The 23,522-nt window shown below is 64.8% G+C and carries 17 protein-coding genes and 3 rRNA genes; 1 reads left to right on the top strand and 19 read right to left on the bottom strand.

The window, feature by feature from the left end; translation table 11 throughout:
* Positions 1 to 72: 72 nt before the first annotated feature.
* Positions 73 to 1,020 carry an NAD-dependent epimerase/dehydratase family protein gene (locus tag AADH62_RS10490; protein WP_341579426.1) on the top strand — a complete coding sequence of 316 codons (948 nt, stop codon included), beginning with the start codon at positions 73 to 75 and terminating at the stop codon, positions 1,018 to 1,020.
* 9 nt (positions 1,021 to 1,029) lie between these two features.
* Here the strand turns inward: AADH62_RS10490 and xerD are convergent, their stop codons facing one another.
* From xerD to AADH62_RS10585, 19 genes are all read right to left on the bottom strand, one after another.
* Positions 1,030 to 1,953 (bottom strand): site-specific tyrosine recombinase XerD, encoded by a 924-nt coding sequence (gene xerD / locus AADH62_RS10495; RefSeq protein ID WP_341579427.1) that lies wholly within the window; start codon positions 1,951 to 1,953, stop codon positions 1,030 to 1,032.
* A gap of 2 nt (positions 1,954 to 1,955) precedes the next feature.
* The gene (locus tag AADH62_RS10500; RefSeq protein WP_341579428.1) at positions 1,956 to 2,546 is read right to left on the bottom strand and encodes an NUDIX hydrolase; all 591 of its coding nucleotides are present in this window, start codon (positions 2,544 to 2,546) and stop codon (positions 1,956 to 1,958) included.
* Positions 2,547 to 2,554: 8 nt separating this feature from the next.
* A complete protein-coding gene (locus tag AADH62_RS10505; RefSeq protein ID WP_341579526.1) occupies positions 2,555 to 4,306 on the bottom strand; it encodes a CTP synthase in 1,752 nt (583 codons plus the stop codon).
* Between the two features lie 17 nt (positions 4,307 to 4,323).
* A complete protein-coding gene (recN, locus tag AADH62_RS10510; protein ID WP_341579527.1) occupies positions 4,324 to 6,021 on the bottom strand; it encodes a DNA repair protein RecN in 1,698 nt (565 codons plus the stop codon).
* The gene (locus AADH62_RS10515; RefSeq protein WP_341579429.1) at positions 6,018 to 6,941 is read right to left on the bottom strand and encodes an NAD kinase; all 924 of its coding nucleotides are present in this window, start codon (positions 6,939 to 6,941) and stop codon (positions 6,018 to 6,020) included. The genes recN and AADH62_RS10515 overlap by 4 nt, the downstream gene beginning before the upstream one ends.
* Positions 6,938 to 7,738, bottom strand: a complete 801-nt coding sequence (locus tag AADH62_RS10520) for a TlyA family RNA methyltransferase (protein ID WP_341579430.1) — start codon at positions 7,736 to 7,738, stop codon at positions 6,938 to 6,940. Before AADH62_RS10520 ends, AADH62_RS10515 begins: the two co-directional genes overlap by 4 nt.
* Positions 7,739 to 7,748: 10 nt before the next feature.
* Complete coding sequence (locus tag AADH62_RS10525) at positions 7,749 to 7,970, bottom strand: hypothetical protein (RefSeq protein ID WP_341579431.1); 222 nt, start codon at positions 7,968 to 7,970, stop codon at positions 7,749 to 7,751.
* A gap of 59 nt (positions 7,971 to 8,029) precedes the next feature.
* Positions 8,030 to 9,064 (bottom strand): HAD-IIA family hydrolase, encoded by a 1,035-nt coding sequence (locus tag AADH62_RS10530; RefSeq protein WP_341579432.1) that lies wholly within the window; start codon positions 9,062 to 9,064, stop codon positions 8,030 to 8,032.
* Positions 9,064 to 9,708, bottom strand: coding sequence for a hypothetical protein (locus AADH62_RS10535; protein WP_341579433.1), 645 nt, complete (start codon positions 9,706 to 9,708; stop codon positions 9,064 to 9,066). Before AADH62_RS10535 ends, AADH62_RS10530 begins: the two co-directional genes overlap by 1 nt.
* 599 nt (positions 9,709 to 10,307) lie before the next feature.
* Positions 10,308 to 10,424, bottom strand: a 5S ribosomal RNA gene (gene rrf / locus AADH62_RS10540).
* A gap of 101 nt (positions 10,425 to 10,525) precedes the next feature.
* A 23S ribosomal RNA gene (locus AADH62_RS10545) occupies positions 10,526 to 13,625 on the bottom strand.
* Positions 13,626 to 14,030: 405 nt separating this feature from the next.
* Positions 14,031 to 15,552 (bottom strand): 16S ribosomal RNA (locus AADH62_RS10550).
* The 16S, 23S and 5S rRNA genes sit together here, the layout of an rRNA operon.
* 513 nt (positions 15,553 to 16,065) lie before the next feature.
* On the bottom strand, positions 16,066 to 17,394 hold the full coding sequence (gene tyrS, locus AADH62_RS10555; RefSeq protein WP_341579434.1) for a tyrosine--tRNA ligase: 1,329 nt from the start codon (positions 17,392 to 17,394) through the stop codon (positions 16,066 to 16,068).
* 40 nt (positions 17,395 to 17,434) lie between these two features.
* Positions 17,435 to 18,133, bottom strand: coding sequence for a hypothetical protein (locus tag AADH62_RS10560; protein WP_341579435.1), 699 nt, complete (start codon positions 18,131 to 18,133; stop codon positions 17,435 to 17,437).
* Positions 18,130 to 18,774, bottom strand: coding sequence for a SatD family protein (locus AADH62_RS10565; RefSeq protein WP_341579436.1), 645 nt, complete (start codon positions 18,772 to 18,774; stop codon positions 18,130 to 18,132). The genes AADH62_RS10560 and AADH62_RS10565 overlap by 4 nt, the downstream gene beginning before the upstream one ends.
* A 69-nt stretch (positions 18,775 to 18,843) precedes the next feature.
* Complete coding sequence (gene argH / locus AADH62_RS10570) at positions 18,844 to 20,271, bottom strand: argininosuccinate lyase (RefSeq protein WP_341579437.1); 1,428 nt, start codon at positions 20,269 to 20,271, stop codon at positions 18,844 to 18,846.
* Entirely contained in the window at positions 20,268 to 21,353 is a 1,086-nt protein-coding gene (locus AADH62_RS10575) for a heparan-alpha-glucosaminide N-acetyltransferase domain-containing protein (protein WP_341579438.1), read from the bottom strand. The genes argH and AADH62_RS10575 overlap by 4 nt, the downstream gene beginning before the upstream one ends.
* Positions 21,332 to 22,255: an ornithine carbamoyltransferase gene (argF, locus tag AADH62_RS10580; RefSeq protein WP_341579439.1), complete on the bottom strand. Its 924-nt coding sequence runs from the start codon at positions 22,253 to 22,255 to the stop codon at positions 21,332 to 21,334. The genes AADH62_RS10575 and argF overlap by 22 nt, the downstream gene beginning before the upstream one ends.
* A complete protein-coding gene (locus AADH62_RS10585) occupies positions 22,252 to 23,505 on the bottom strand; it encodes an acetylornithine transaminase (RefSeq protein WP_341579528.1) in 1,254 nt (417 codons plus the stop codon). The genes argF and AADH62_RS10585 overlap by 4 nt, the downstream gene beginning before the upstream one ends.
* Positions 23,506 to 23,522: the final 17 nt, after the last annotated feature.

Consider the following 23,522-nt stretch of genomic DNA (forward strand, 5'->3'; position numbering starts at 1 on the left):
TGATCGATTCTAGTCACCGAGCGTTCACCGACCGCGAGGCGTGCCGTGCGCGTTCCGGCCTACACTCGGGCCATGTCCCGCGCACCCCACGTCATCGTCGGAGCCGGCCCGGTCGGGTCGTCTCTCGCGCGCATCCTCGCAGGCGACGGAGAGTCGGTGATCGTCATCACCCGCTCCGGCAGTGCGCCGGGCACCGACAGCATCACCTCGATAGCCGCGGACGCCTCTGACCCCGAGGCGCTCACCCGAATCGCGGCGGGTGCGGCCGTGATCTACAACTGCGCGAACCCCGGCAGCTACACGCAGTGGGAGCGGCTCTGGCCGCCAATGGCGTCGGCGCTGCTCGCCGCTGCGGAATCCACGGGCGCGGTGCTCGTCACGATGTCGAACCTGTACGGCTACGGCCCGGTCACGGTGCCGATGACGGCCCAGATGCCACTACGCCCCACCGACCACAAGGGCGCATTGCGGGCGAAGATGTGGGATGACGCGCGCGCGGCGCATGAGGCTGGCCGCATCCGCGCGACAGAAGCCCGCGCCTCCGACTACATCGGCCCGACTCTCCCCGTTGCCAGTGGGCTCCTCGCGAGGTACGCGCAGTCAACGCTCGCGGGCAAGCCCGCCTCCGTGTTCGCCGACCCGGACGTGCCACACGCCTGGACGGCGATCGACGACGTCGCGCGAACTCTGGCAGCGCTCGGTCGAGACGAGCGGGCCTGGGGTCGGCCGTGGCTCGTCCCGAGCAATCCGCCCGTCAGTGTGCGCGACGCCCTCCGGGAACTGAGCACGGCAGTCGGCGCTCCCGAACCGCGACTGCGCGTCGTGCCGCGGTGGCTGCTCCAGACCGGCAGCCTGGTCGTCCCTCTCCTTCGCGAGGTTGACGGGATGCTGTATCAGTTCGACGCACCGTTCGAGGTCGATGCCAGCGAGACCGAGCAGACCTTCGGCATCCGTCCCGCGCACTGGGATCAACTCATCGCCACCACCGCGCGGGCATGGCAGCAGCGCGTTCAGCCCTAGAACCTGCGCTCAGCGCGCGCGAGGGTGCGAGGTCGCGTACACATCACGCAGGGCGTCGACGCTGACGTGCGTGTAGATTTGCGTCGTCGCGACGGAGGCGTGCCCGAGGAGCTCCTGCACGACGCGGACGTCGGCGCCTCCCTGCAGCAGGTGCGTCGCGAACGAATGCCGCAGCGTGTGCGGCGACACGTGGGCCTCGAGGTGTGCACGTTCGGCGGCCGCCTGGATGACGAGCCACGCGCTCTGCCGCGATAGCGGCGCCCCGCGCGCTCCGAGGAACAGCCGCGGACTGGCCTTGCCGCGGCGTGCGAGCTCGGGACGCGCCCGCGTGAGGTAGGCATCCACGGCTGCCCGCGCGTACGAACCGATCGGAACGATGCGCTCTTTCGAACCTTTTCCTCGCACCCGCAGGATGTCGCCATCGGTCACATCATCGACATCGACGCCCACAGCCTCCGAGACGCGCGCACCCGTTGCGTAGAGCAGTTCGAGAAGGGCGCGGTCCCGTAGCGCCACGAGATCCCCGGGTGTCGCCGCGGCAGGCTCGGGACCCGCAGCCGCCAGCAACGCCTCGACCTGGGCGATCGTGAGAGCCTTCGGGAGGCGCCGGGGCATCTTCGGCGGCCTCACGTGGGTCGTCGGGTCGATACGATCGATTCCCTCGACCACGAGAAACCGATGCATCCCCCGCACCGATGACTGCAGGCGCGCAAGACTCGTGGCAGCAGGCGGCGGGTCGGATGCCGCGCGCTCGGCGATGTAGTCGGTGACCAGCGCCGCGGTGACCTGCGCCGAGTCATCGATGCCGCGGTCTGCGAGCCACTGCCGGTATGGCCCGAGATCACGGCGATACGCGGCCACGGTGTGCGCCGACAAGCCCCGCTCGATCGTGACGTGGCGCAGGTACGCATCGAGCGCCCGATCGAGCTGCATCCTCAGTCCCGGCGTTCGCGACGCAGCACTTCGGCCGCGGCGAGCACCCCCACCGAGAGGATGCCGTTTCGCAGGCTCCCGTCGAGAACACCCGTGATGACCTCATCGACGGGGACCCACTCGAGCCGAATGTCGGCTTCCTCATCCTCGCGCTCGTGCGCCTCCGGCGCCGGGCTCAGCCCGCGGGCAAGGAACAGATGCACGACCTCGTCGTTGCCGCCCGGGGTCGTGTAGATGCTCACCAGCGGCTGCCACGACGCGGCGACGAGGTCAGCCTCCTCGGCAAGCTCCCGTTGCGCCGTTGCCATCGGCGGTTCGCCGGCGACATCGAGCAGTCCCGCCGGGATCTCCCAGTCCCGGTGACGAATCGGATGCCGATACTGCTGAATCAGCAGCATCCGCCCCTCATCGTCGATCGCGACGACAGCCGCAGCACCGGGATGATCCACATATTCACGCACGATCTCGGCATCGCCATAGCGAACCGTGTCGCTGCGCACATCCCACACCCGGCCCTCGTGTACCAGAGTCGACGAGACGACGGGAGCCTCGAACGGCTCATCTCGAACGGCGCCGGTCACTGTGTCACTCATCAGATTCGTCACTCATCCGATTCGACGTCGAAGAGTTCGCTCGCACGGTGGCGGTCCAGCGCCGCACCCACGAGCCCGCGGAACAGCGGATGCGGCGCCGTCGGCCGCGAGCGCAGCTCGGGGTGGGCCTGGGTCGCGATGTAGTACGGGTGCACCTCGCGCGGCAACTCGACGTATTCGACGAGGTTGCGGTCGGGAGAGAGCCCCGAGAAACGCAGGCCTGCGGTTGCGAGGCGGTCGCGGTAGGCGTTGTTGACCTCGTACCGGTGGCGGTGGCGCTCCGAAACCCGCGTGGATTCGTACACTTCGGCCGCGATCGACCCCTCGTCGAGCTGTGCCGGATACAGCCCCAGCCGCATCGTGCCGCCCAGGTCGCCGTGATCGATGATGTCGACCTGCTCGGCCATCGTCGCGATGACCGGGAACTCGGTGTCGGGATCGAACTCGCTCGAAGACGCACCCGGCAGGTCTGCCATATTCCGCGCGTACTCGATCACCATGCACTGCAAGCCGAGGCACAAGCCCAGCGTCGGGATGCCCTGCTCGCGGGCAAATCGCAGCGCACCGAGCTTGCCTTCGATGCCCCGGATGCCGAACCCGCCGGGAACGACGATCCCATCAACCGACGCGAGCGCCTTCGCCGCGCCCTCCGGGGTCTCGCAGAGGTCCGAGGGAATCCAGGTGATGTTCACGTGGGTCTCGTGCGCGAAGCCGCCGGCCTTCAGGGCCTCGGTCACCGACAGATAGGCGTCGGGAAGATCGATGTACTTGCCGACCAGTCCGATGGTGACTTCGTGCTTGGGGTTGTGGACCGCCTGGAGTACGCGACTCCAGCGCGTCCAGTCCACGCGGTCGGCCTTGGCGATATCGAGCGCGTCGACGATGTAGTCATCCAGCCCCTGGTCGTGGAGCATCGTCGGGATGTCGTAGATGCTCGGCACGTCGACCGCGTTGACGACGGCGCCTTCGTCGACATCGCACATGAGCGCGATCTTTCGCTTGTTCGCCTCGGTGACGGGACGATCGCTGCGCAGCACGAGTGCGTCGGGCTGGATGCCGATCGAGCGCAGCGTCGCCACGGAGTGCTGCGTGGGCTTGGTCTTCTGCTCCCCCGAGGCTCCCATGAACGGCACGAGCGACACGTGCACGAAGAAGACGTTCTTGCGACCCAGCTCGTGCCGGATCTGGCGCGCCGACTCGATGAACGGCTGCGACTCGATGTCACCGACGGTGCCGCCGATCTCGGTGATGATGACATCGGGCTGCGGGTCTTCGGTCGCCTGCAACCGCATGCGCCGCTTGATCTCATCGGTGATGTGCGGGATGACCTGCACCGTGTCGCCGAGGTATTCACCCCGGCGCTCGCGGGCGATGACCTGGGAGTAGATCTGCCCGGTCGTGACATTGGCCGCTTGGCTCAGGTCGATGTCGAGGAACCGCTCATAGTGCCCGATGTCGAGGTCGGTTTCAGCACCGTCGTCGGTTACGAAGACCTCGCCGTGCTGGAACGGGTTCATCGTTCCAGGATCGACGTTCAGGTACGGGTCGAGCTTCTGCATCACGACACGCAGGCCGCGAGCGGTGAGCAGATTGCCGAGGCTCGCGGCAGTCAGACCCTTGCCGAGGGAGGAAACGACGCCTCCCGTGACGAAGATGTGCTTCGTCGTCGTGAGGCCCGACGAGCGGTCTTCGACGGTGGAAGAAAGGGACGCCGGGGCATCATCCGAAGGGGATCCGGGCGAGTCACTCGGGGTCTGCATCACGGGCTTCGATCCTATCAGTCGGCAATCGTGCCCAGGTCGAGCAACTCGCGGGCGTGGGTGAGCGCTGCCTCGGAGTCTGGCATCCCCGACAGCAGTCGCGCCATCTCGGCCTCGCGAGCGGCGCCGGTGAGCTGGTGAACCCCGGATGCCGTGACCGCGCCATCGCTGGCTTTGACGACGTTCAGATGGTTGTTCGCGAACGCCGCGACCTGCGCGAGGTGGGTCACGGCGATCACCTGGGATGTCTGCGCCAGGCGCGCCAGGCGCCTGCCAACCTCGATGGCCGCAGCGCCGCCGATTCCGGCATCCACTTCGTCGAAAACAAAGGTGGGCACGGCATCGACCGCCGCGATCACGACTTCGATCGCGAGCATGACGCGGCTGAGCTCACCGCCGGATGCGCTGCGCGAGACCGGGCGTGGCGACGAACCCGGGTGGGGTGCCAGGAGGATCGCCACTTCGTCCCGCCCGGAGCGGCTCGGAGCTGCGGGGGTGACGGAAACCTCGATCTCGGCATCCGGCATCGCCAGAGCATGCAACTCGGCGGTCACGAGCTCTCCGAGGCGGGCGGCAGCCGTCGTGCGCGCCGCCGTGAGGGCAGCTGCCGCCTCATCGAGAGCGGATGCCGCCTCCTCCCGCTCCCGAGTGAGTCGCTCGACCCGCTCGCCGTCGTCGTCGAGTTCTGCGAGCCGCGCCGACCCGGTGTCCAGAAGCGCGATCGCCTCATCCAGTGAGCCATGCGCGCGCACCAGTTCTGACAGGGCCGCACGGCGCTCCTCGACGGCGGCAAGTTCGTGCGGACCCGATTCATCGAGGTCGGCGAGGTACCCCGCGAGCGAGGCTGAGACATCGACGAGCCGGTACCCGATCTCGGCTACCTGCTCGGCGAGACGCTCGAGCTCGGGGTCACTTCCCGCGGCACGCTCCAGGGCACGCCGCGCCTCCCCGACGAGGGTCGTCGCGTCTGTTGCCTCGTCTTCGGCTGTCAGTGCCGCATGCGCCAGCGCCGCGGCCTCCCGCAGCGCCTCGGCGTTCGCGAGCCGCTCGGCCCACTGGGTGAGTTCGGCATCCTCCCCGGCGCGCGGTGCCACCGCTTCGATCACCGCGATCGCGGCGCGGAGTTCCTCGGCTTCCGCGGCGCGTGCATCGCGATCGGCGACGAGTGTCGTGAGCTGCTCGTCCAGCCGCTCCCAGGCACTGAATCGGTCCCGGTACGCCTCGAGGGCGTCGGCGACCGCGGCACCTCCGAACCGGTCGAGCGCGTCTCGCTGGGCAGCGCTCGATCGCAACCGCAGCTGCTCGGACTGCCCATGTACGACGACGAGGTCATCCGCAAGATCCGAGAGAACAGCCGCGGGGGCTGCTCGACCGCCGACCGCCGCCCGGCTGCGCCCCTCGCTCGAGATGGTGCGTCCGACGATCAGCTCGGCTCGGGTGTCATCGATCGGTTCGACATCCGCGCCAGCCTCACGCACGCGCTCGACCACAGGCCCATCGGGCGGCACGATCCACACACCTTCGACGGATGCCTGGGCCGCCCCCGCGCGCACAGCACCGCTGTCCGAGCGCTGACCGAGAAGCAGTCCGAGGCCCGTGACGACCATCGTCTTGCCCGCTCCGGTCTCACCCGTGATCGCCGTGAACCCGGGACCGATCGGTAGGGTGGCCTCGGCGATCACGCCCAGGTCCCGCAGGGTCATCTGCTCGATCACGAACTCTCCGCCGCGGGTGACGGGCCGCGCCATCCTTCGACGGGCAGGCGGAACTTCTTGACGAGTCGATCGGTGAACGACGCGGGATGCAGCCGCGCGAGCCGCACGGGATGCTCCGATCGGCGCACGACGACGCGGGCACCGGCGGGAAGATCGTGAGAGCGGCGACCGTCGCACCACAGGATGCCGGTGCCGTTCGTGCGCTCGAGCAACTCGACGGCCACGGTGTGCTCGGGCGCGATCACGAGCGGCTTGGCAAACAGCGCGTGCGCCGACAGTGGGACGACGGCGATCGCTTCGACTCCCGGCCAGATCACCGGACCGCCGGCGGAGAAGTTGTAGGCGGTCGAGCCGGTCGGGGTGGACACCACGATGCCGTCGCAGCCGAACGACGACAGTGGCCGCCCATCGATCTCAATCACGACCTCGAGCATCCGCTCCCGGCTGGCCTTTTCAACGGTTGCTTCGTTCAGCGCCCACGTCTCGTAGATGACCTGCTCGTCGCGGTCCTTGATCCGCACCTGCAGCGCGAGTCGCTCTTCGACCGTATAGTCGCGGTCGATGACCCGCCGGACTGCCTCATCCATGTCATCGCGCTCGATCTCGGCGAGGAAGCCGACGTGACCCATGTTGATCCCGAGGACGGGGGCGCTGCCCTCGCGAACGAGCTCTGCGGCCCGCAGGATCGTGCCATCGCCCCCGAGCACGATCGCCAGCTCGATGTCGGCGACGGCGATATCGGCCCCCAGTACGGCGAGCGGGCCGGGGATCGCGGTACCGAGCTCAGCCCGATCGTCGGAGGAGAGGACGGGGGTTGCGCCGGCCTCACGGAGCGCGCCGATCACGCGGGCAGCAGCGTCGACGGTGTCGGGGCGGAGCGCGTGCGCGACCACGAGGATGTTGCGGCCCTCGTTGGTCATCGTGCTCCCGTCAGCTGATTCACCGTGCTGATCCATTCTGTCGGATTGCTGCCCCGCGACGCGGCGAGATGCACGAGGTACTCGAGGTTGCCGTGGGTTCCCACGATCGGGGAGGAGATCACCCCGAGGGTGCCGAGTCCCGCATCCCACGCAGACCAGAGCACCCCCATGACAGCCTCGGAACGCAGCGCTGCGTCGGTCACGACCCCTTCACGGATGCTGGTGCGCCCGACCTCGAACTGCGGCTTCGCGAGCAGGATGATGTCGGCATCCGCCGCTGCGACGCGGCAGATCGCGGGAAGCACGTGCCCCAGAGAGATGAAGGAGAGATCTCCCACCACGATCTGGGGCTGAGACGACACCCCGGATGCCGAACGCAGCGTATCGGCGTCCATATAGCGCACGTTGAACCCCTCGACCGAGATGACCTCGGGGTCAGAGGCGACAGTGGGCGCGAGCTGCCCATGGCCGACGTCGACCGCAACGACAGGTGTCGCTCCCCGCTCCCGCAGTACCTGCGTGAAGCCGCCGGTTGACGCGCCGAGATCTAGCGCGACCTTGCCGGCTACATCCACCGCGAAGGCGTCGAGTGCGGCACTGAGCTTGTGCGCCCCGCGACTGACGTAGTGATCGTCGGCTGCGACCTCGATGACGGATGCTGCGTCCACCGCCGCTGAGGGCTTGACGACCCCGCGGCCGTCGACGGTGACGCTACCCGCGGAGATCAGGCGCGCGGCGTGCGTTCGCGAGCGTGCCAGGCCGCGAGCGGCGAGCTCGGCATCCAATCGGGGCGTCATCGGTGAGAGATCACTGATGTGGGACTTCGGGATTGTGCTCCAGGCGCCGTGCCAGATCCTCGTGGATCGCTTCGTAGGCGGCCGCACGGCCAGACAACGGTTGCGACTCGACGATGTCGAGCCGTGAAAGCAGATCCTCGTCGGGCCGCGGAGCGGTGGCATCCGGCACGTCGTCGCCGGTCCCGGCCTGGTCGGAAGCGGCATCCTCGTCGGAACGATCGTCGCTGAGCATGACACCCAGACTACGGGCGCGACAGCACCCTGCGGCCCCCGACAGGGGGTCTGATGCGATTAGGGCCGGTGGAACGGATCCGCATAGAGGCGTTCGGGCACGCGGAACCCGAAAATAGCGCGGCCGGTCCCCCAGATCGCCGCGGCTCCCGCGCGCAGCAAGTCGATGGGGCGCTCCCCCTCCGCGAGGATCTCGACGTCCGGGCCATCGATGCGGACGCGAGCGCCGCGCACGTCGGTCACCCCGTCACGGGTCACCGCCTCGGGGTAGGGCTCCGACAGCTCCCGCAGATCACCGAGGATGAAGGTCGGCTGCGATCCGGCCGGAGCTGCCAACACGTGCTTGGGTCTGTCGATTCCGGTCAGCACCAGAGCCGAGGCGATTCCCGCCCTGCACGCGCCGAGGATGTCGGTGTCGAGACGGTCTCCAATGAAGAGCGGATGCTCTGCGCCGAATCGGGCGACGGCCTCCTCGAAGATGGGCGTTTCGGGCTTTCCCGCGACCGTCGCCAAGCGACCGACCGCGGTGTGAACCGCCGACACCAGAGTGCCGTTGCCCGGCGCAATGCCGCGCGCCTGCGGGATCGTCCAGTCGGTGTTCGTCGCGATCCAGGGGATCCCGCCCTCGTCTTCCGGAATCTTCAGTGCGAACGCAGCCTCTGCCAACTGCTTCCAGCCCACGTCGGGCGCGAATCCCTGAACCACGGCGGCCGGGGAATCCTCGGCGCTGCGGGTGACGACGTATCCTGCCTTCTCGAGTTCGACGACGAGGCCTTCCCCGCCGACGACGAGAATCGTCGCGCCCGGTTCGACACGACTACGAAGCAGGCGCATGGCAGCCTGTGGGCTCGTGACGACGTCAGAGGCCTGCACGGCAAGGCCGAGCTCCCGCAGGTGCGCGGCGACTGCCTCGTCGGTACGAGAAGCGTTGTTCGTGATGAAACCCAGACGCCGCTCCCCCAGTCCCGACAGGCTCTCCACCGCCCACGGCAGCGCACCGGCTCCGGCATAGACGACGCCGTCGAGGTCGGCGAGGACGACATCCACGCCATCAAGCGGCGTTGAGAAGGCGCGGCGACGCGAGAACACCGCCATCAGCGGGGCCCGTCGAGGCGGTCCTCGCCACTCTCCACAGCGGATGACGGATCCGCAGGTGCAGTGGGTTCCTCCGCAGGCTCGGTCTCTTCAGGCTCGATGTCCTCGACGAACAGCTCTTCGCTCTCGGCATAGCCGGCTGCCGCATCCAGAGCGTCGGCAGCGATAATCGCGCGCCGCTGCCACTCGTGCGCTTCCTCGACGCGCCCCAGTTCCTCCAGAACTGTCGCACGCGCAGCAAAGAGCGCCGGCGACCACTCAAACGCGCGGTCTGGGTCCAGCTCCGGAATATCGAGTTCGCTCAGTGCACGCTCGGGTTCGCCGAGATCGAGACGCGCACCAGACATCGCAATCGCAAGCTCGACGCGCACACCAGCTGGGAGCGCGGAACGGTCAACCGCTCGCCCGGCCTCCAGCGCCCGATCGGGCCGACCAACCCCACGCTCACTGTCGACCATCAGGGCAATCTGGTCATCCTTGCCCGAGATACGACGGTAGGTACGCAGCTCACGCAGCGCGAGCGCGAAATCGCCGGTTGCGTACGCGGTGATCGCTGCCGTCTCTCGAACGACAGCAATCCGGCCTGCGCGCTTTACCGCGGCCTGCGCGTGCGCGTGCGCCAGCGTCGGGTCCGTATCAATCACCCGCGCCGCCATGGCGAGGTGACGAGCGACGGCATCCGCGTTCTCTTTACTGAGTGTCTTGAGCTCGTTACGCGCCGGCGCCGCAAGATCGCGCGCCGTGATCTCATCGGGGATCTCCGGTGCGCGCTCACGAACGTCTTCGACACGGGGCTGACGATCCGGACGCCCAGCACGATCGGGACGCCCACGCTCAGACTGCCGGCGATCGCCCGAGGGACGCTTGCCCGCACTGTGACGATCCGCGGTGCGTGGTCTGCCACGGTCGTCAGAACGGGCAGGGCGCCCCTCGCTCGAGTGGGAAGACCCGTCCCGGCCACCGCTCGAAGGGCGGCCGGTCGAGCCGCGAGAGGGCTTACGATCTGTCCCACTGCGTCGAGCGGCACCAGCACGATCAGGACGGCCACCCCGGGCGGGGCCGCGCTCTCCTCGAGGGCGTGATGGCCCCTCGTTTCGGCTGCCGCGCGAAGAATCGTCAGCCTCAGCGGCGTTGTCCTCTACCATGTCCTGCCCGATCCTTCCACAGTGGCGTGCATGCACGATGCAACGGCCCGTTAACGCGAAATGGCCACCCAACACTGGGTGGCCATTTCGTGAAAGAAGTCCGGCGGTGTCCTACTCTCCCACAGGGTCCCCCCTGCAGTACCATCGGCGCTGAGAGGCTTAGCTTCCGGGTTCGGAATGGGACCGGGCGTTTCCCTCTCGCTATGGCCGCCGAAACACTATTGATGTTTCAGTCTGCACAACAAAAGTCATTGTCATGCGGTTCTCGACCGTACATCGAGAACCACTCAGTGGACGCAAGCACCAAAAACGGTGTGTTATCAAGTCATCGGCTTATTAGTACCAGTCAGCTGCACGTGTTACCACGCTTCCACATCTGGCCTATCAACCCAGTAGTCTGCTGGGAGCCTCTCGCCCGTAGGCATGGAAGTCTCATCTTGAGGCCGGCTTCCCGCTTAGATGCTTTCAGCGGTTATCCATCCCGAACGTAGCTAATCAGCGGTGCTCCTGGCGGAACAACTGACACACCAGAGGTTCGTCCAACCCGGTCCTCTCGTACTAGGGTCAGATCCTCTCAAACTTCCTACGCGCGCAGCGGATAGGGACCGAACTGTCTCACGACGTTCTAAACCCAGCTCGCGTACCGCTTTAATGGGCGAACAGCCCAACCCTTGGGACCTACTCCAGCCCCAGGATGCGACGAGCCGACATCGAGGTGCCAAACCATGCCGTCGATATGGACTCTTGGGCAAGATCAGCCTGTTATCCCCGAGGTACCTTTTATCCGTTGAGCGACAGCGCTTCCACAAGCCACTGCCGGATCACTAGTCCCGACTTTCGTCCCTGCTCGACCTGTCAGTCTCACAGTCAAGCTCCCTTGTGCACTTACACTCGCCACCTGATTGCCAACCAGGTTGAGGGAACCTTTGGGCGCCTCCGTTACTTTTTGGGAGGCAACCGCCCCAGTTAAACTACCCACCAGGCACTGTCCCTGAACCGGATTACGGTTCTAAGTTAGACATCCAGAGTGACCAGAGTGGTATTTCAACAATGACTCCACAAGAACTGGCGTCCCTGCTTCAAAGTCTCCCACCTATCCTACACAAGCCACACCGAACACCAATACCAAGCTGTAGTAAAGGTCACGGGGTCTTTCCGTCCTGCTGCGCGTAACGAGCATCTTTACTCGTAGTGCAATTTCGCCGAGTTCGCGGTTGAGACAGTTGGGAAGTCGTTACGCCATTCGTGCAGGTCGGAACTTACCCGACAAGGAATTTCGCTACCTTAGGATGGTTATAGTTACCACCGCCGTTTACTGGGGCTTAAATTCTGAGCTTCGCTTGCGCTAACCCGTCCTCTTAACCTTCCAGCACCGGGCAGGCGTCAGTCCGTATACATCGTCTTGCGACTTGGCACGGACCTGTGTTTTTAGTAAACAGTCGCTACCCACTAGTCTCTGCGGCCTCCAAACGCTTTCGGAGCAAGTCCTAATACGTCGAAGGCCCCCCTTCTCCCGAAGTTACGGGGGCATTTTGCCGAGTTCCTTAACCACGATTCTCTCGATCTCCTTGGTATTCTCTACCTGACCACCTGAGTCGGTTTGGGGTACGGGCGGCTAGAACCTCGCGTCGATGCTTTTCTTGGCAGCATAGGATCGCCCACTTTTTATCCGCATCGTGTCTCAGCCGTATGAGTGACGGATTTGCCTATCACTCGGCCTACGCACTTGCACCAGGACAACCATCGCCTGGCTTGGGCTACCTTCCTGCGTCACACCTGTTAATACGCTAACCGCACCAGCATGGGGTCGTGCGCTAGGCCCAATGCCTCACCCCGAAGGGATCGTACAAGGGGATTCGGGCACTTAGCACCACTGGATTGATTGGGGCGGTTCTTCGCCGGTACGGGAATATCAACCCGTTGTCCATCGACTACGCCTGTCGGCCTCGCCTTAGGTCCCGACTTACCCAGGGAAGATTAGCTTGACCCTGGAACCCTTGGTCTTTCGGAGGACGTGTTTCTCACACGTCTTTCGCTACTCATGCCTGCATTCTCACTCGTGTAGCCTCCACGGCTGGTTCACACCGCCGCTTCGCTGGCCACACGACGCTCTCCTACCCATCAACACGGCTGGACCACGAAGGCCTACCAATAATGTCAATGCCACAACTTCGGTGGCGTGCTTGAGCCCCGTTACATTGTCGGCGCGGAATCACTTGACCAGTGAGCTATTACGCACTCTTTCAAGGGTGGCTGCTTCTAAGCCAACCTCCTGGTTGTCTGAGCAACTCCACATCCTTTCCCACTTAGCACGCGCTTAGGGACCTTAGTTGGTGGTCTGGGTTGTTTCCCTCTCGACTATGAAGCTTATCCCCCACAGTCTCACTGCTGCGCTCTCACTTACCGGCATTCGGAGTTTGGCTGACGTCAGTAACCTTGTAGGGCCCATCGGCCATCCAGTAGCTCTACCTCCGGCAAGAAACACGCAACGCTGCACCTAAATGCATTTCGGAGAGAACCAGCTATCACGAAGTTTGATTGGCCTTTCACCCCTATCCACAGCTCATCCCCTCAGTTTTCAACCTAAGTGGGTTCGGCCCTCCACGACGTCTTACCGTCGCTTCAGCCTGGCCATGGATAGATCACTTCGCTTCGGGTCTAGGACATGCGACTGAATCGCCCTATTCAGACTCGCTTTCGCTACGGCTACCCCACACGGGTTAACCTCGCCACATATCGCTAACTCGCAGGCTCATTCTTCAAAAGGCACGCTGTCACAGCTGCTAGGGCTGCTCCAACGGTTTGTAAGCAAACGGTTTCAGGTACTATTTCACTCCCCTCCCGGGGTACTTTTCACCTTTCCCTCACGGTACTTGTCCGCTATCGGTCATCTGGGAGTATTTAGGCTTATCAGGTGGTCCTGACAGATTCACACGGGATTTCTCGGGCCCCGTGCTACTTGGGATACTTCTCGCGCCAAGGGAGGCATTTCGACTACGGGGTTGGCACCCTCTATGACTGGCCTTTCAATGCCATTCGTCTATACCTTCTTGTAACGCTTGCTGTTCGGCAGAACAACACGAAAAGTCCCACAACCCCGAATACGCAACTCCTGCCGGATATCACACGTACTCGGTTTAGCCTGTTCCGGTTTCGCTCGCCACTACTAACGGAATCGCGGTTGCTTTCTCTTCCTGTGGGTACTGAGATGTTTCACTTCCCCACGTTCCCTCTACCCGCCCTATATATTCAGGCGGGAGTCACTGGGTCGGCACGCCGCCCAGCGGGGTTTCCCCATTCGGAGATCCTCGGATCAAAGTGTGCTTATCCACTCCCCGAGGCTTATCGCAGATTGCTACGTCCTTCTTCGGCTCCAGATGCCAAGGCATCCACCGTTTGCTCTTAAAGACTTGAAATCACATGAGTTTTATCAAGAATCGGATCCGACCGAAGCCGGATCAGAAATTGACTAATGATCTAAAAAGATCATCTTTGTGAAACGATCCGAAGATCGTCTCTAAGATGCTCGCGTCCACTGTGTAGTTCTCAAAGTACGGGCGGTACCTTCCCCGCGTGTCGCTCTGCGACCGCCAGAAAAGGCCCTGAGGTTCAGCTGCCGCATTCGCGGCATCCGGTCCCTCAGGACCCAACAGCGTGCATGTGTCGATCGTTCACGATCCGCGGTTCCAGTCCCGAAGGACGTACTATGCGGGGCGATCTTCGATCGACACCTCGTCAAATGTTCCACCCATGAGCTAACCGGCGAGAACGTTTGTCTCGATCCGGCGCCTGGACACCCGAGGGTGCCAGATGCTCCTTAGAAAGGAGGTGATCCAGCCGCACCTTCCGGTACGGCTACCTTGTTACGACTTAGTCCTAATTACCGATCCCACCTTCGACGGCTCCCTCCACAAGGGTTGGGCCACCGGCTTCAGGTGTTACCGACTTTCATGACTTGACGGGCGGTGTGTACAAGACCCGGGAACGTATTCACCGCAGCGTTGCTGATCTGCGATTACTAGCGACTCCGACTTCATGAGGTCGAGTTGCAGACCTCAATCCGAACTGGGACCGGCTTTTTGGGATTCGCTCCACCTCGCGGTATTGCAGCCCTTTGTACCGGCCATTGTAGCATGCGTGAAGCCCAAGACATAAGGGGCATGATGATTTGACGTCATCCCCACCTTCCTCCGAGTTGACCCCGGCAGTATCCCATGAGTTCCCACCATTACGTGCTGGCAACATAGAACGAGGGTTGCGCTCGTTGCGGGACTTAACCCAACATCTCACGACACGAGCTGACGACAACCATGCACCACCTGTTTACGAGTGTCCAAAGAGTTGACCATTTCTGGCCCGTTCTCGTATATGTCAAGCCTTGGTAAGGTTCTTCGCGTTGCATCGAATTAATCCGCATGCTCCGCCGCTTGTGCGGGTCCCCGTCAATTCCTTTGAGTTTTAGCCTTGCGGCCGTACTCCCCAGGCGGGGAACTTAATGCGTTAGCTGCGTCACGGAATCCGTGGAATGGACCCCACAACTAGTTCCCAACGTTTACGGGGTGGACTACCAGGGTATCTAAGCCTGTTTGCTCCCCACCCTTTCGCTCCTCAGCGTCAGTTACGGCCCAGAGATCTGCCTTCGCCATCGGTGTTCCTCCTGATATCTGCGCATTCCACCGCTACACCAGGAATTCCAATCTCCCCTACCGCACTCTAGTCTGCCCGTACCCACTGCAGGCCCGAGGTTGAGCCTCGGGTTTTCACAGCAGACGCGACAGACCGCCTACGAGCTCTTTACGCCCAATAATTCCGGATAACGCTTGCGCCCTACGTATTACCGCGGCTGCTGGCACGTAGTTAGCCGGCGCTTTTTCTGCAGGTACCGTCACTTTCGCTTCTTTCCTGCTAAAAGAGGTTTACAACCCGAAGGCCGTCGTCCCTCACGCGGCGTTGCTGCATCAGGCTTTCGCCCATTGTGCAATATTCCCCACTGCTGCCTCCCGTAGGAGTCTGGGCCGTGTCTCAGTCCCAGTGTGGCCGGTCACCCTCTCAGGCCGGCTACCCGTCGACGCCTTGGTGAGCCGTTACCTCACCAACAAGCTGATAGGCCGCGAGCTCATCCCTGACCGAAATTCTTTCCAGCTGCTGAAGATGCCTTCGCAGCTCGTATCCGGTATTAGACGCCGTTTCCAGCGCTTATCCCAGAGTCAGGGGCAGATTGCTCACGTGTTACTCACCCGTTCGCCACTGATCCACAGAGCAAGCTCTGCTTCACCGTTCGACTTGCATGTGTTAAGCACGCCGCCAGCGTTCATCCTGAGCCAGGATCAAACTCTCCGTGAAGAAATGTTGCTGCGATCAGCCGGAAATTGACTGAAGCAGCGAGTTTGATCTGACCAAAGGGATGTCATTGCTGACTATCCGTTGCCGGCACCGAAGTGCCGGACTTTGATCCAAAGGAATCTCATTCAGCCGAAGCTGAATCGAGGTTTTTTGGCATTTGACAAGTGCACGCTGTTGAGTTCTCAAGGATCGGATGCTCCTGCTTTCGGCCTCTCGACCTCCCCGCAGGGCAACTTCTCTATCTTATCCGTTTCTTCGTTGCTGTCAAATCGGCGTCCGGCGAGTCTCAGACTCGCTCGAGCGGTCGACAGGACCACCGCGAAGAGCGGATTCCCCATCCTAGACCCGGAGGTCTGCGACTCTCAAGGAGTCTTTATGGTGGGGGGTGGTTCACTGCTTGAGGAGGGGAGGCTCTCAGCCTCACCGCGCTCCTTTGGGGCGAACAAGTAAGACATTACGCGGATGTGAACAGCGTGACAAATCCTGGCCGCATCCCGGGCGTGTCGCGCCGCATCACGCGGAGTTACGCGGGTCGACGAAGACACCGGCCAGCGTCTTCTTGCCGCGGCGCAGCACCGACACCCCCCCGGGCAGCCCGCCGGTGACCAGCGCACCGTCGTCGTCGACACGATTACCGTCGAGCGACACTCCTCCCTGCGCGACAGCGCGGCGAGCCTCGGAGAGGCTGGTGACAAGTCCGGTTGCGACGAGCGCCTCGACGACGGTCATCTCCTCCGTCCCCTGCACGTGCGGCAACTCCTCCAGCGCGGTGCGAAGGACTTCGGCATCCAGCGATGTGAGATCACCCTGTCCGAACAGGGCCTCGGAAGCGGCGATCACTGCCGCCGTCGCCTCTGCGCCATGCACGGTCGTCGTCACCTCGAGAGCGAGACGACGCTGCGCTGCCCGGCGGTAGGGCTCCACCGCAACGAGTCGCTCGTACTCTTCGATCTCTTCGCGAGTGAGGAACGTGAAGATCTTCATCCGCGTGATGACGTCGGCGTCGTCGGTGTTGAGCCAGAACTGGTACATCCGGTACGGAGAGCACATCGCGGCATCCAGCCAGATCGCGTTGCCCTCGCTCTTGCCGAACTTCGTGCCGTCGCTGTTGGTGATCAGCGGCGTCCCGATCGCGTGAACTCCCGCGTGCTCGACATGGTGGACGAGATCCACACCGCTGGTGAGGTTGCCCCACTGGTCGCTACCGCCGGTCTGCAGTACGCACCCGTAGGTGCGATAGAGCTCCAGGAAGTCCATTCCCTGGAGGATCTGGTAGCTGAACTCCGTGTAGCTGATCCCCGCCTCGGAGTTCAGTCGGGCACTAACCGCGTCCTTCTTCAGCATCGTGCCGACCCGGTAGTGCTTGCCGATCTCACGCAAGAAGTCGATTGCCGACAGTGGCGCGGTCCAGTCCAGGTTGTTGACGATGCGGGCAGCGTTCTCGCCCTCGAAGCTGAGGAACTGCTCGACCTGCGCGCGCAGGCGCGTCACCCACTCCTGCACGGTCTCCGGCGTGTTCAGCGTGCGCTCGGCAGTCGGTCGCGGATCGCCGATGAGCCCCGTCGATCCTCCGACAAGTCCCAGCGGCCGATGGCCGGCAAGCTGCAGCCGACGCAGCAGGAGCAGCTGGACGAGGTTGCCGAGGTGCAGACTCGGCGCGGTCGGGTCGAACCCGCAGTAGTAGGTGATCGGCCGGCCCCCCAGAAGCTCGCGCAGCGCCTCCTGATCGGTGGAAACATGCACCAGACCGCGCCAGACGATCTCGTCCCACACCGATTCGAACGAAGGATCATTCGCCGGCTCCAGCGCGCGGACGGGGGAATCGGTCGTCAGTTCTGCCACGATCCTCAGGCTAGCAGCGCGCCAACTGCTGACCGGGGCCTCAGGTCGAGGTCCCCCACCAGACCAGGAAGGCCACAGCAAGGGCTGTCGTCCAGCTCACGAGGCTCCCGATCAGAAAGTACTCGGCGCGGATGCCGCCCTCGCCGTCACGAGAGATCTCGGGAAAGCGGACGATGCCCTTGGCTGCAAGCACTGCGGCCAGGAGCGTGAACGCACCGCTGAGGGTGAGGGCGAAGACGAGCACCCGTTCTATCGGACCGATGAGTCGTCCGCCCTTGAGCGTCGCCGCGCGCTCTTCGACGGGTACGTCGCCGTCTCGAAGCGCGATCCGAACGATCACGTTGCCCGATTCGAGCAGGAAGACGATCGCGCCGATGACGAGGACAGCGACGTCCAGGCTCACTGCTCCCAGCGGCGAGCCGGAGGGCCACATGTCACCGAGCGGTCCCTGGTCTTCTCGGACACCCAGGAGCGCGACGGCGAGGGCAGCGACTGCCACCACGAGCGCGACGGGCCAAAAGCCGGCGCGCCCGCCGCGGCGATCCGGGGTGGTCAGCACCCAGACCGCCGCCACACCGGCGGCGACGAAGCTCCAAACCGCGGCATCCGCGCCGGCCGAGGCGATGAGCAAGACAACTCCGAGCGCTGCAAGAACACCCGCGCGCGACAGCCCGGTCAAGGAGCGCCGCGTGAGGTCGACGCCGCCGACCGCGAGGAGGACGATGCCTGCGGCGATCATCCGGACGCGCCGTCCAGGATCCGGAACCCCGCAACAAGTCCTGCGGCCCCGCCGGTGGCGAGTGCCTGGGAGACCGCGGACTGCGTGATCCCCTCCTGTGCGGCGAGGTCGTGTTGCGTGCGGCCCAGGCAACGGCCGTAAGCGAGGCGGCGTGTGCGCGGCGACATCGCGCCGACGATCTCATCACGCACAAGCAGGTATGCGTTCACGGATCGGACGCGCTCTGCCATGGCGGCATCCTCCCCCGGTGCTGCGACAACGCGCGTCCGGGCGCGCGGTACGGCACGATCCTGAAGTCGGTGTACGGCCTCGACCGCGTCACGGGCCGACCACCAACCGGGGCCGTCGGAAATGTGACCGGTTGCTGACGAGACGGCCCCCACGGCGCCGATGCCGACCCCGAAGCGCAGGTCGATCTCTTCGGGAAGCGCGAGCTGAAGCAGCAGCAGCCACGCAAGCGCGTGATCCAGCTCCTCGAAGACCGCCTGGAGTTCGTCGGCGAAGGTCGCCGTCAGCGGCACGAGCGCCGTTGGCCGTTCGGCGTGGACGCGCGCAACCGTCGCCTCCAGCTCGCGCTGCGCAGCATCCCGGTCGGCAAGGCGCCGGGATCCGACGATGTCAGCGATCACCGCGATGGTCACGCAATCAGCTTAGCGCTTATGTAGCAGGATAATAAGCCTAGAGCTGATTTGTGGAGGTGACCAGTTCCGTCACAACCCCAGCGCGTGCGCGACGTCCTGGACGCGGGAAATCAGTTCCGCGCGCTGCTCAGCGACCCGCACCGGAGCAGTTCCGCCGGCACCGGTCCTACTGGCGACCGATCCTTCGATCGTCAGCACGTCGCGAACTCCCGGCGTGAGCCGCGGCGACACCTCCACCAGCAGGTCATCGTCGGCGTCTTCGAGTCCGATTCCCCGGGCCTCACATGCCTGCACGAGCTTTCCGGAAATCTCATGGGCATCCCGGAAGGGAACACCTTTCCGAACGAGCCACTCCGCGACATCCGTGGCAAGCGAGAAGCCCTGCGGCGCGAGCTCCGCCATCCGATCGGTGTCGAAGCGCAGGGTCGCGACCATCCCGGCAAAGGCGGGCAAGACGGTCTCGAGTGTGCGCACCGAATCGAAGACGGGCTCTTTGTCTTCCTGCAGATCGCGGTTGTAGGCCAGGGGCAGACCCTTGAGTGTCGCGAGCAGCCCGGTGAGGTTTCCGATCAGACGCCCCGCCTTGCCCCGCGCCAGTTCCGCGATGTCGGGGTTCTTCTTCTGCGGCATGATGCTCGAGCCTGTCGAGTAGCCGTCATCGAGCGTGACGAAACCGAACTCGCGCGTGTTCCACACAATGATGTCTTCGGCAAAGCGCGAGAGATCGACCCCGATCTGGGCCGCGATGAACGCGAACTCGGCGACGACGTCGCGCGCCGCCGTCCCATCCAGCGAGTTCTCTGCTGGCCGAGAGAGCCCGAGTTCTGCAGCGACAAGCGCGGGATCAAGTCCCAGAGTGGATCCGGCGAGCGCTCCCCCGCCGTACGGAGACACCGACGCGCGCGCCGACCAATCGCGGAGTCGTTCGAGATCGCGCACGAGTGGCCACGCGTGCGCGAGCAGGTGGTGCGCCAGCAGGATCGGTTGCGCGTGCTGGAGGTGAGTGCGCCCCGGCATGATGGCGGCGGGGTGCGCCTCGGCCTGGGCGACGATGGCGTCGATGAGACGGACGATCTCACGCACCAGCGTCCGCGTGTGGTCGAGGAGGTACATCCGCACCAGCGTTGCGATCTGGTCGTTGCGGCTACGTCCGGCCCGGAGCTTTCCGCCCAGCTCGGGACCGACGATATCGATGAGAGCCTGCTCGAGCGCACCGTGGACGTCTTCGTCCTGAGGCCGGGCAACGACGTCGCCACGGGCAACGGCATCCGCGAGCTCGTCGAGGCCGGCGCGCATGCTGGCAGCTTCGTCGGACGTGAGGTAGCCCGCTGCCTCGAGGGCAGATGCGTGAGCGCGCGATCCTCGGATGTCGTACGCGGCGAGCGCCCAGTCGAAGTGAGTGGAGACGCTGAGAGCCGCAAGCTCGGGCGAAGGGCCCGAAGCGAATCGCGCACCCCAGAGGGCGCCATCGTGCGTTGCATCACCCGTCGCAGTCATCCTGCCAGCCTATCCGCGCGCGGCCGCGACACCCGATCGACCAGCCGTTCGAGGGGACCACGGCCGAGCAGCAGCGCCCACACGAGACAGGCTGCGATGATCCCGAGAGTCATCGGCCAGAACGGGTTCATGGCGCGAAAACCGAAGAGGTCGGAGGTCGTTCCCAGCGCCATAAATGCCCAGATCGCCCAGACGACGATCTGCGCGGAGTACGCCGTCAGCGGCATGGCACCCAGCGTCCGGATCGGAAGTACGACGGCTCGCAGGACGGTGCGGCACACCAGCACGCACAGCGCAATGATCGCGATCGCGAACCCGCCCGAGCTCCACACCTCGAGGATGCCGCCGCTATGCTCGCTCGCTCGCCACACCTGGCCGAGATAGTCGTCGTCGGGGGCCGGAAGCACGACGGCCAGCGTCTCTGCCACCGCTGTGACGACAAGGCCCACCCCCGCCGTCGTCCAGAGCACCGCTGGGCGCGTGAGATCGAGGCGGCCGACTGCCATACCAGCCAGGAGGAACGCAAGCCACAGCGGTGCAGGGTAGGCCCACCCCGTCAACAGAAAGACCGCCTCACCCGGCGCCGTGTCCCAGAACGGCGCCGCCTCGATCGGGGGAAGCAGCCACGGAACGACCAGCGCCACCACGGCAGCCCCGATCCACAGGGTCGCCGTTCGCACGCGCACGAACGGGATCGCCGCGGCGAACAGGATCGCGTACGCCGGCAGGATGACGTAGATCGGCACACCCGTGAGGATGAGTGCGATACCGATGACCCAGAGCACGAGGGCTCGCCAGGCCAGCCACCTGCCGGGTGCGCGGGGAGCGCGAGGGCCAGCGGTGACGATCGAGATCGAGACCCCGGCGAGTGTCGCAAACAGAATCGATGAGCGACCACCGGCAATCCCACCCCAGGTCGCCGGATCGGTCAAGTCGATCTCGGGCAGTGTGAACAGGTGAGCTACGAGCATCCCGATCACCGCGAGTCCGCGGGCAAGATCGAGCCCCGGAATCCGCGGTGGTCCGTCAAGGCGCCGGAGATTACCGACGACCCGATCGGCTACTGCTGCTGCAGCAACCACACCAGCAGGGCCTTCTGCGCGTGGAGTCGATTTTCGGCTTCGTCCCACACGACGCTCTGTGGACCGTCGATGACCTCGGCATCCACTTCGTACCCGCGGTCGGCAGGCAGACAGTGGATGAAGATCGCGTCGTCTTTGGCGAGGCTCATGAGCTCTTGCGACACCTTGTAGGGCGTCAGGTCGCGAAGCCGCTGCAGCTTCTCGGCCTCCTTGCCCATCGAGACCCAGGTGTCGGTGACGATGATGTCTGCGCCAGCGGCGGCCTCGTTGGGGTCGGTGTAGAGCGAGACCGAGCCGCCAGTCTGTTCGGCGCGGCGGTCGGCATCGGCAACGACATCCTCCCGCGGTGCGTACTCCACCGGCGAGGCGACCCGCACATGCATCCCGGCTGTGACCCCGCCGAGCACATAGGACTGACCCATATTCGTGCGCCCGTCACCGAAGAAGGCGAGCGTGAGGCCCTTCAACTCACCCTTGTGCTCCTGGATCGTGAGCAGGTCGGCCAGGATCTGACACGGATGGAAGTCGTCGCTGAGCGCATTGATGACGGGCACGCGGGTACCGGCGGCCATCTCTTCCAGCCCCGCCTGCGCGTAGGTGCGCCACACGATCGCGGCAACCTGCCGCTCGAGCACGCGCGCGGTATCGGCGGGAGTCTCCTTGCCACCCAGCTGGCTGTTGGCCGTCGAGATGATCAGCGGGGACCCGCCGAGATCCGCGATGCCCACGGCAAACGACACGCGGGTGCGCGTTGATGACTTGTCGAAGATCACCGCGACGGTCTGCGGGCCCGCCAGCGGCTGGACCTGCCAGCGATCCTTCTTCAACTCCGCAGCAAGAGCGAGGATCTCCGCCTGCTCTGTCGGGGTCAGGTCATCGTCACGAAGCAGGTGGCGGGTCATTGCGCGGCTTCCTTGTGGTCGGGCTGCGAGGTCTCATCGAGCAGGAGGGCATCGGTCACGGTTGCCAGGGACGCGGTGAACAGGGTCAAGAACTCATCGATCTCGACATCGCCGATCGTCAGTGCCGGCGCGATCCGGATCGTCTCGTCGTTGGCGGCGTTGACGATGAGCCCGTGTTCCTGTGCCGCTGCGACGACTGCTTTCGCAACGGGACGCGAGAGCGCCACGCCAAGCAGCAGGCCCTGCCCGCGGCATCCGGCAATCAGCGGGGAATCGATCGCGAGGACGCCCTCACGCACCTGGGCGCCACGCGTGCGCGCGTTGCTCACCAAGTCGGCGCGCTCGATCTCTTCCAGCACCGCCCCGGCCACTGCGGTGGCCAGCGCGTTACCGCCGAACGTCGAACCATGGGTGCCGGGGTAGAACAGCTCGCTCGCCGCGCCGTACGTAATGAGCGCACCGATCGGGAACCCGCCGCCGATGCCCTTGGCAACGGTGATGGCATCCGGGGTTATGCCGGTGTGCTGGAACGCGAACCACTCGCCGGTGCGGCCGGCACCAGTCTGGATCTCATCAAGGATGAGAAGCGCGCCGTGGCGCGAAGTCAGCTCGCGGGCAGCCTCGAGATAGCCGTCCGGGAGCGGCAGAACGCCAGCCTCCCCCTTGATGGGTTCGAGGATAAGCGCGGCCACCGCGTCATCCATCGCCGCCTCGAGTGCCTCGATCGTCGAGTCCAGGAACTCCACACCGGGAACCATCGGAAGGAACGGTTGCTGCATGGCCGGCTTGCCTGTGAGGGCGAGAGTGCCCATCGTGCGGCCGTGGAACGCGTCGGTGAGGGCGAGGATGCGTGGTCTGTCGGCCCCGCCATGCAGTCGGCCGAGCTTGAACGCTGCTTCGTTGGCCTCCGCTCCCGAGTTCGAGAAGTAAACGCGGCCGGAATCGCCGGTTCCCGCGAGCCGCTTGAGCCTCGCTGCCAGCGCGAGCTGCGGCGGGGTCGCGAAGTAGTTCGACACGTGAGCGAGCGTCGCCGCCTGCGCCGACACCGCCTCGACGAACGCCGGATGCGCGTGTCCCAGGGAGTTCACCGCGATACCGGCAAGGAAGTCCAGGTAGCGCTTGCCTGCCTCATCCCAGAGGTAGGCACCCTCGCCGCGGGTGAACAGCGCGAGGCGGTCGCCGGCGTTGGCGAGCAGGTCGCGGCGGGCATCGTCCCGCCAGGATGCCGGGATTGCTGCCTCGTCGTTCATGTCGCCTCTTTTCGTCT

Origin of the sequence: Microbacterium schleiferi (assembly GCF_038150145.1) — a bacterium.
In the GTDB taxonomy this organism is placed as follows: Bacteria; Actinomycetota; Actinomycetes; order Actinomycetales; family Microbacteriaceae; genus Microbacterium; species Microbacterium schleiferi_B.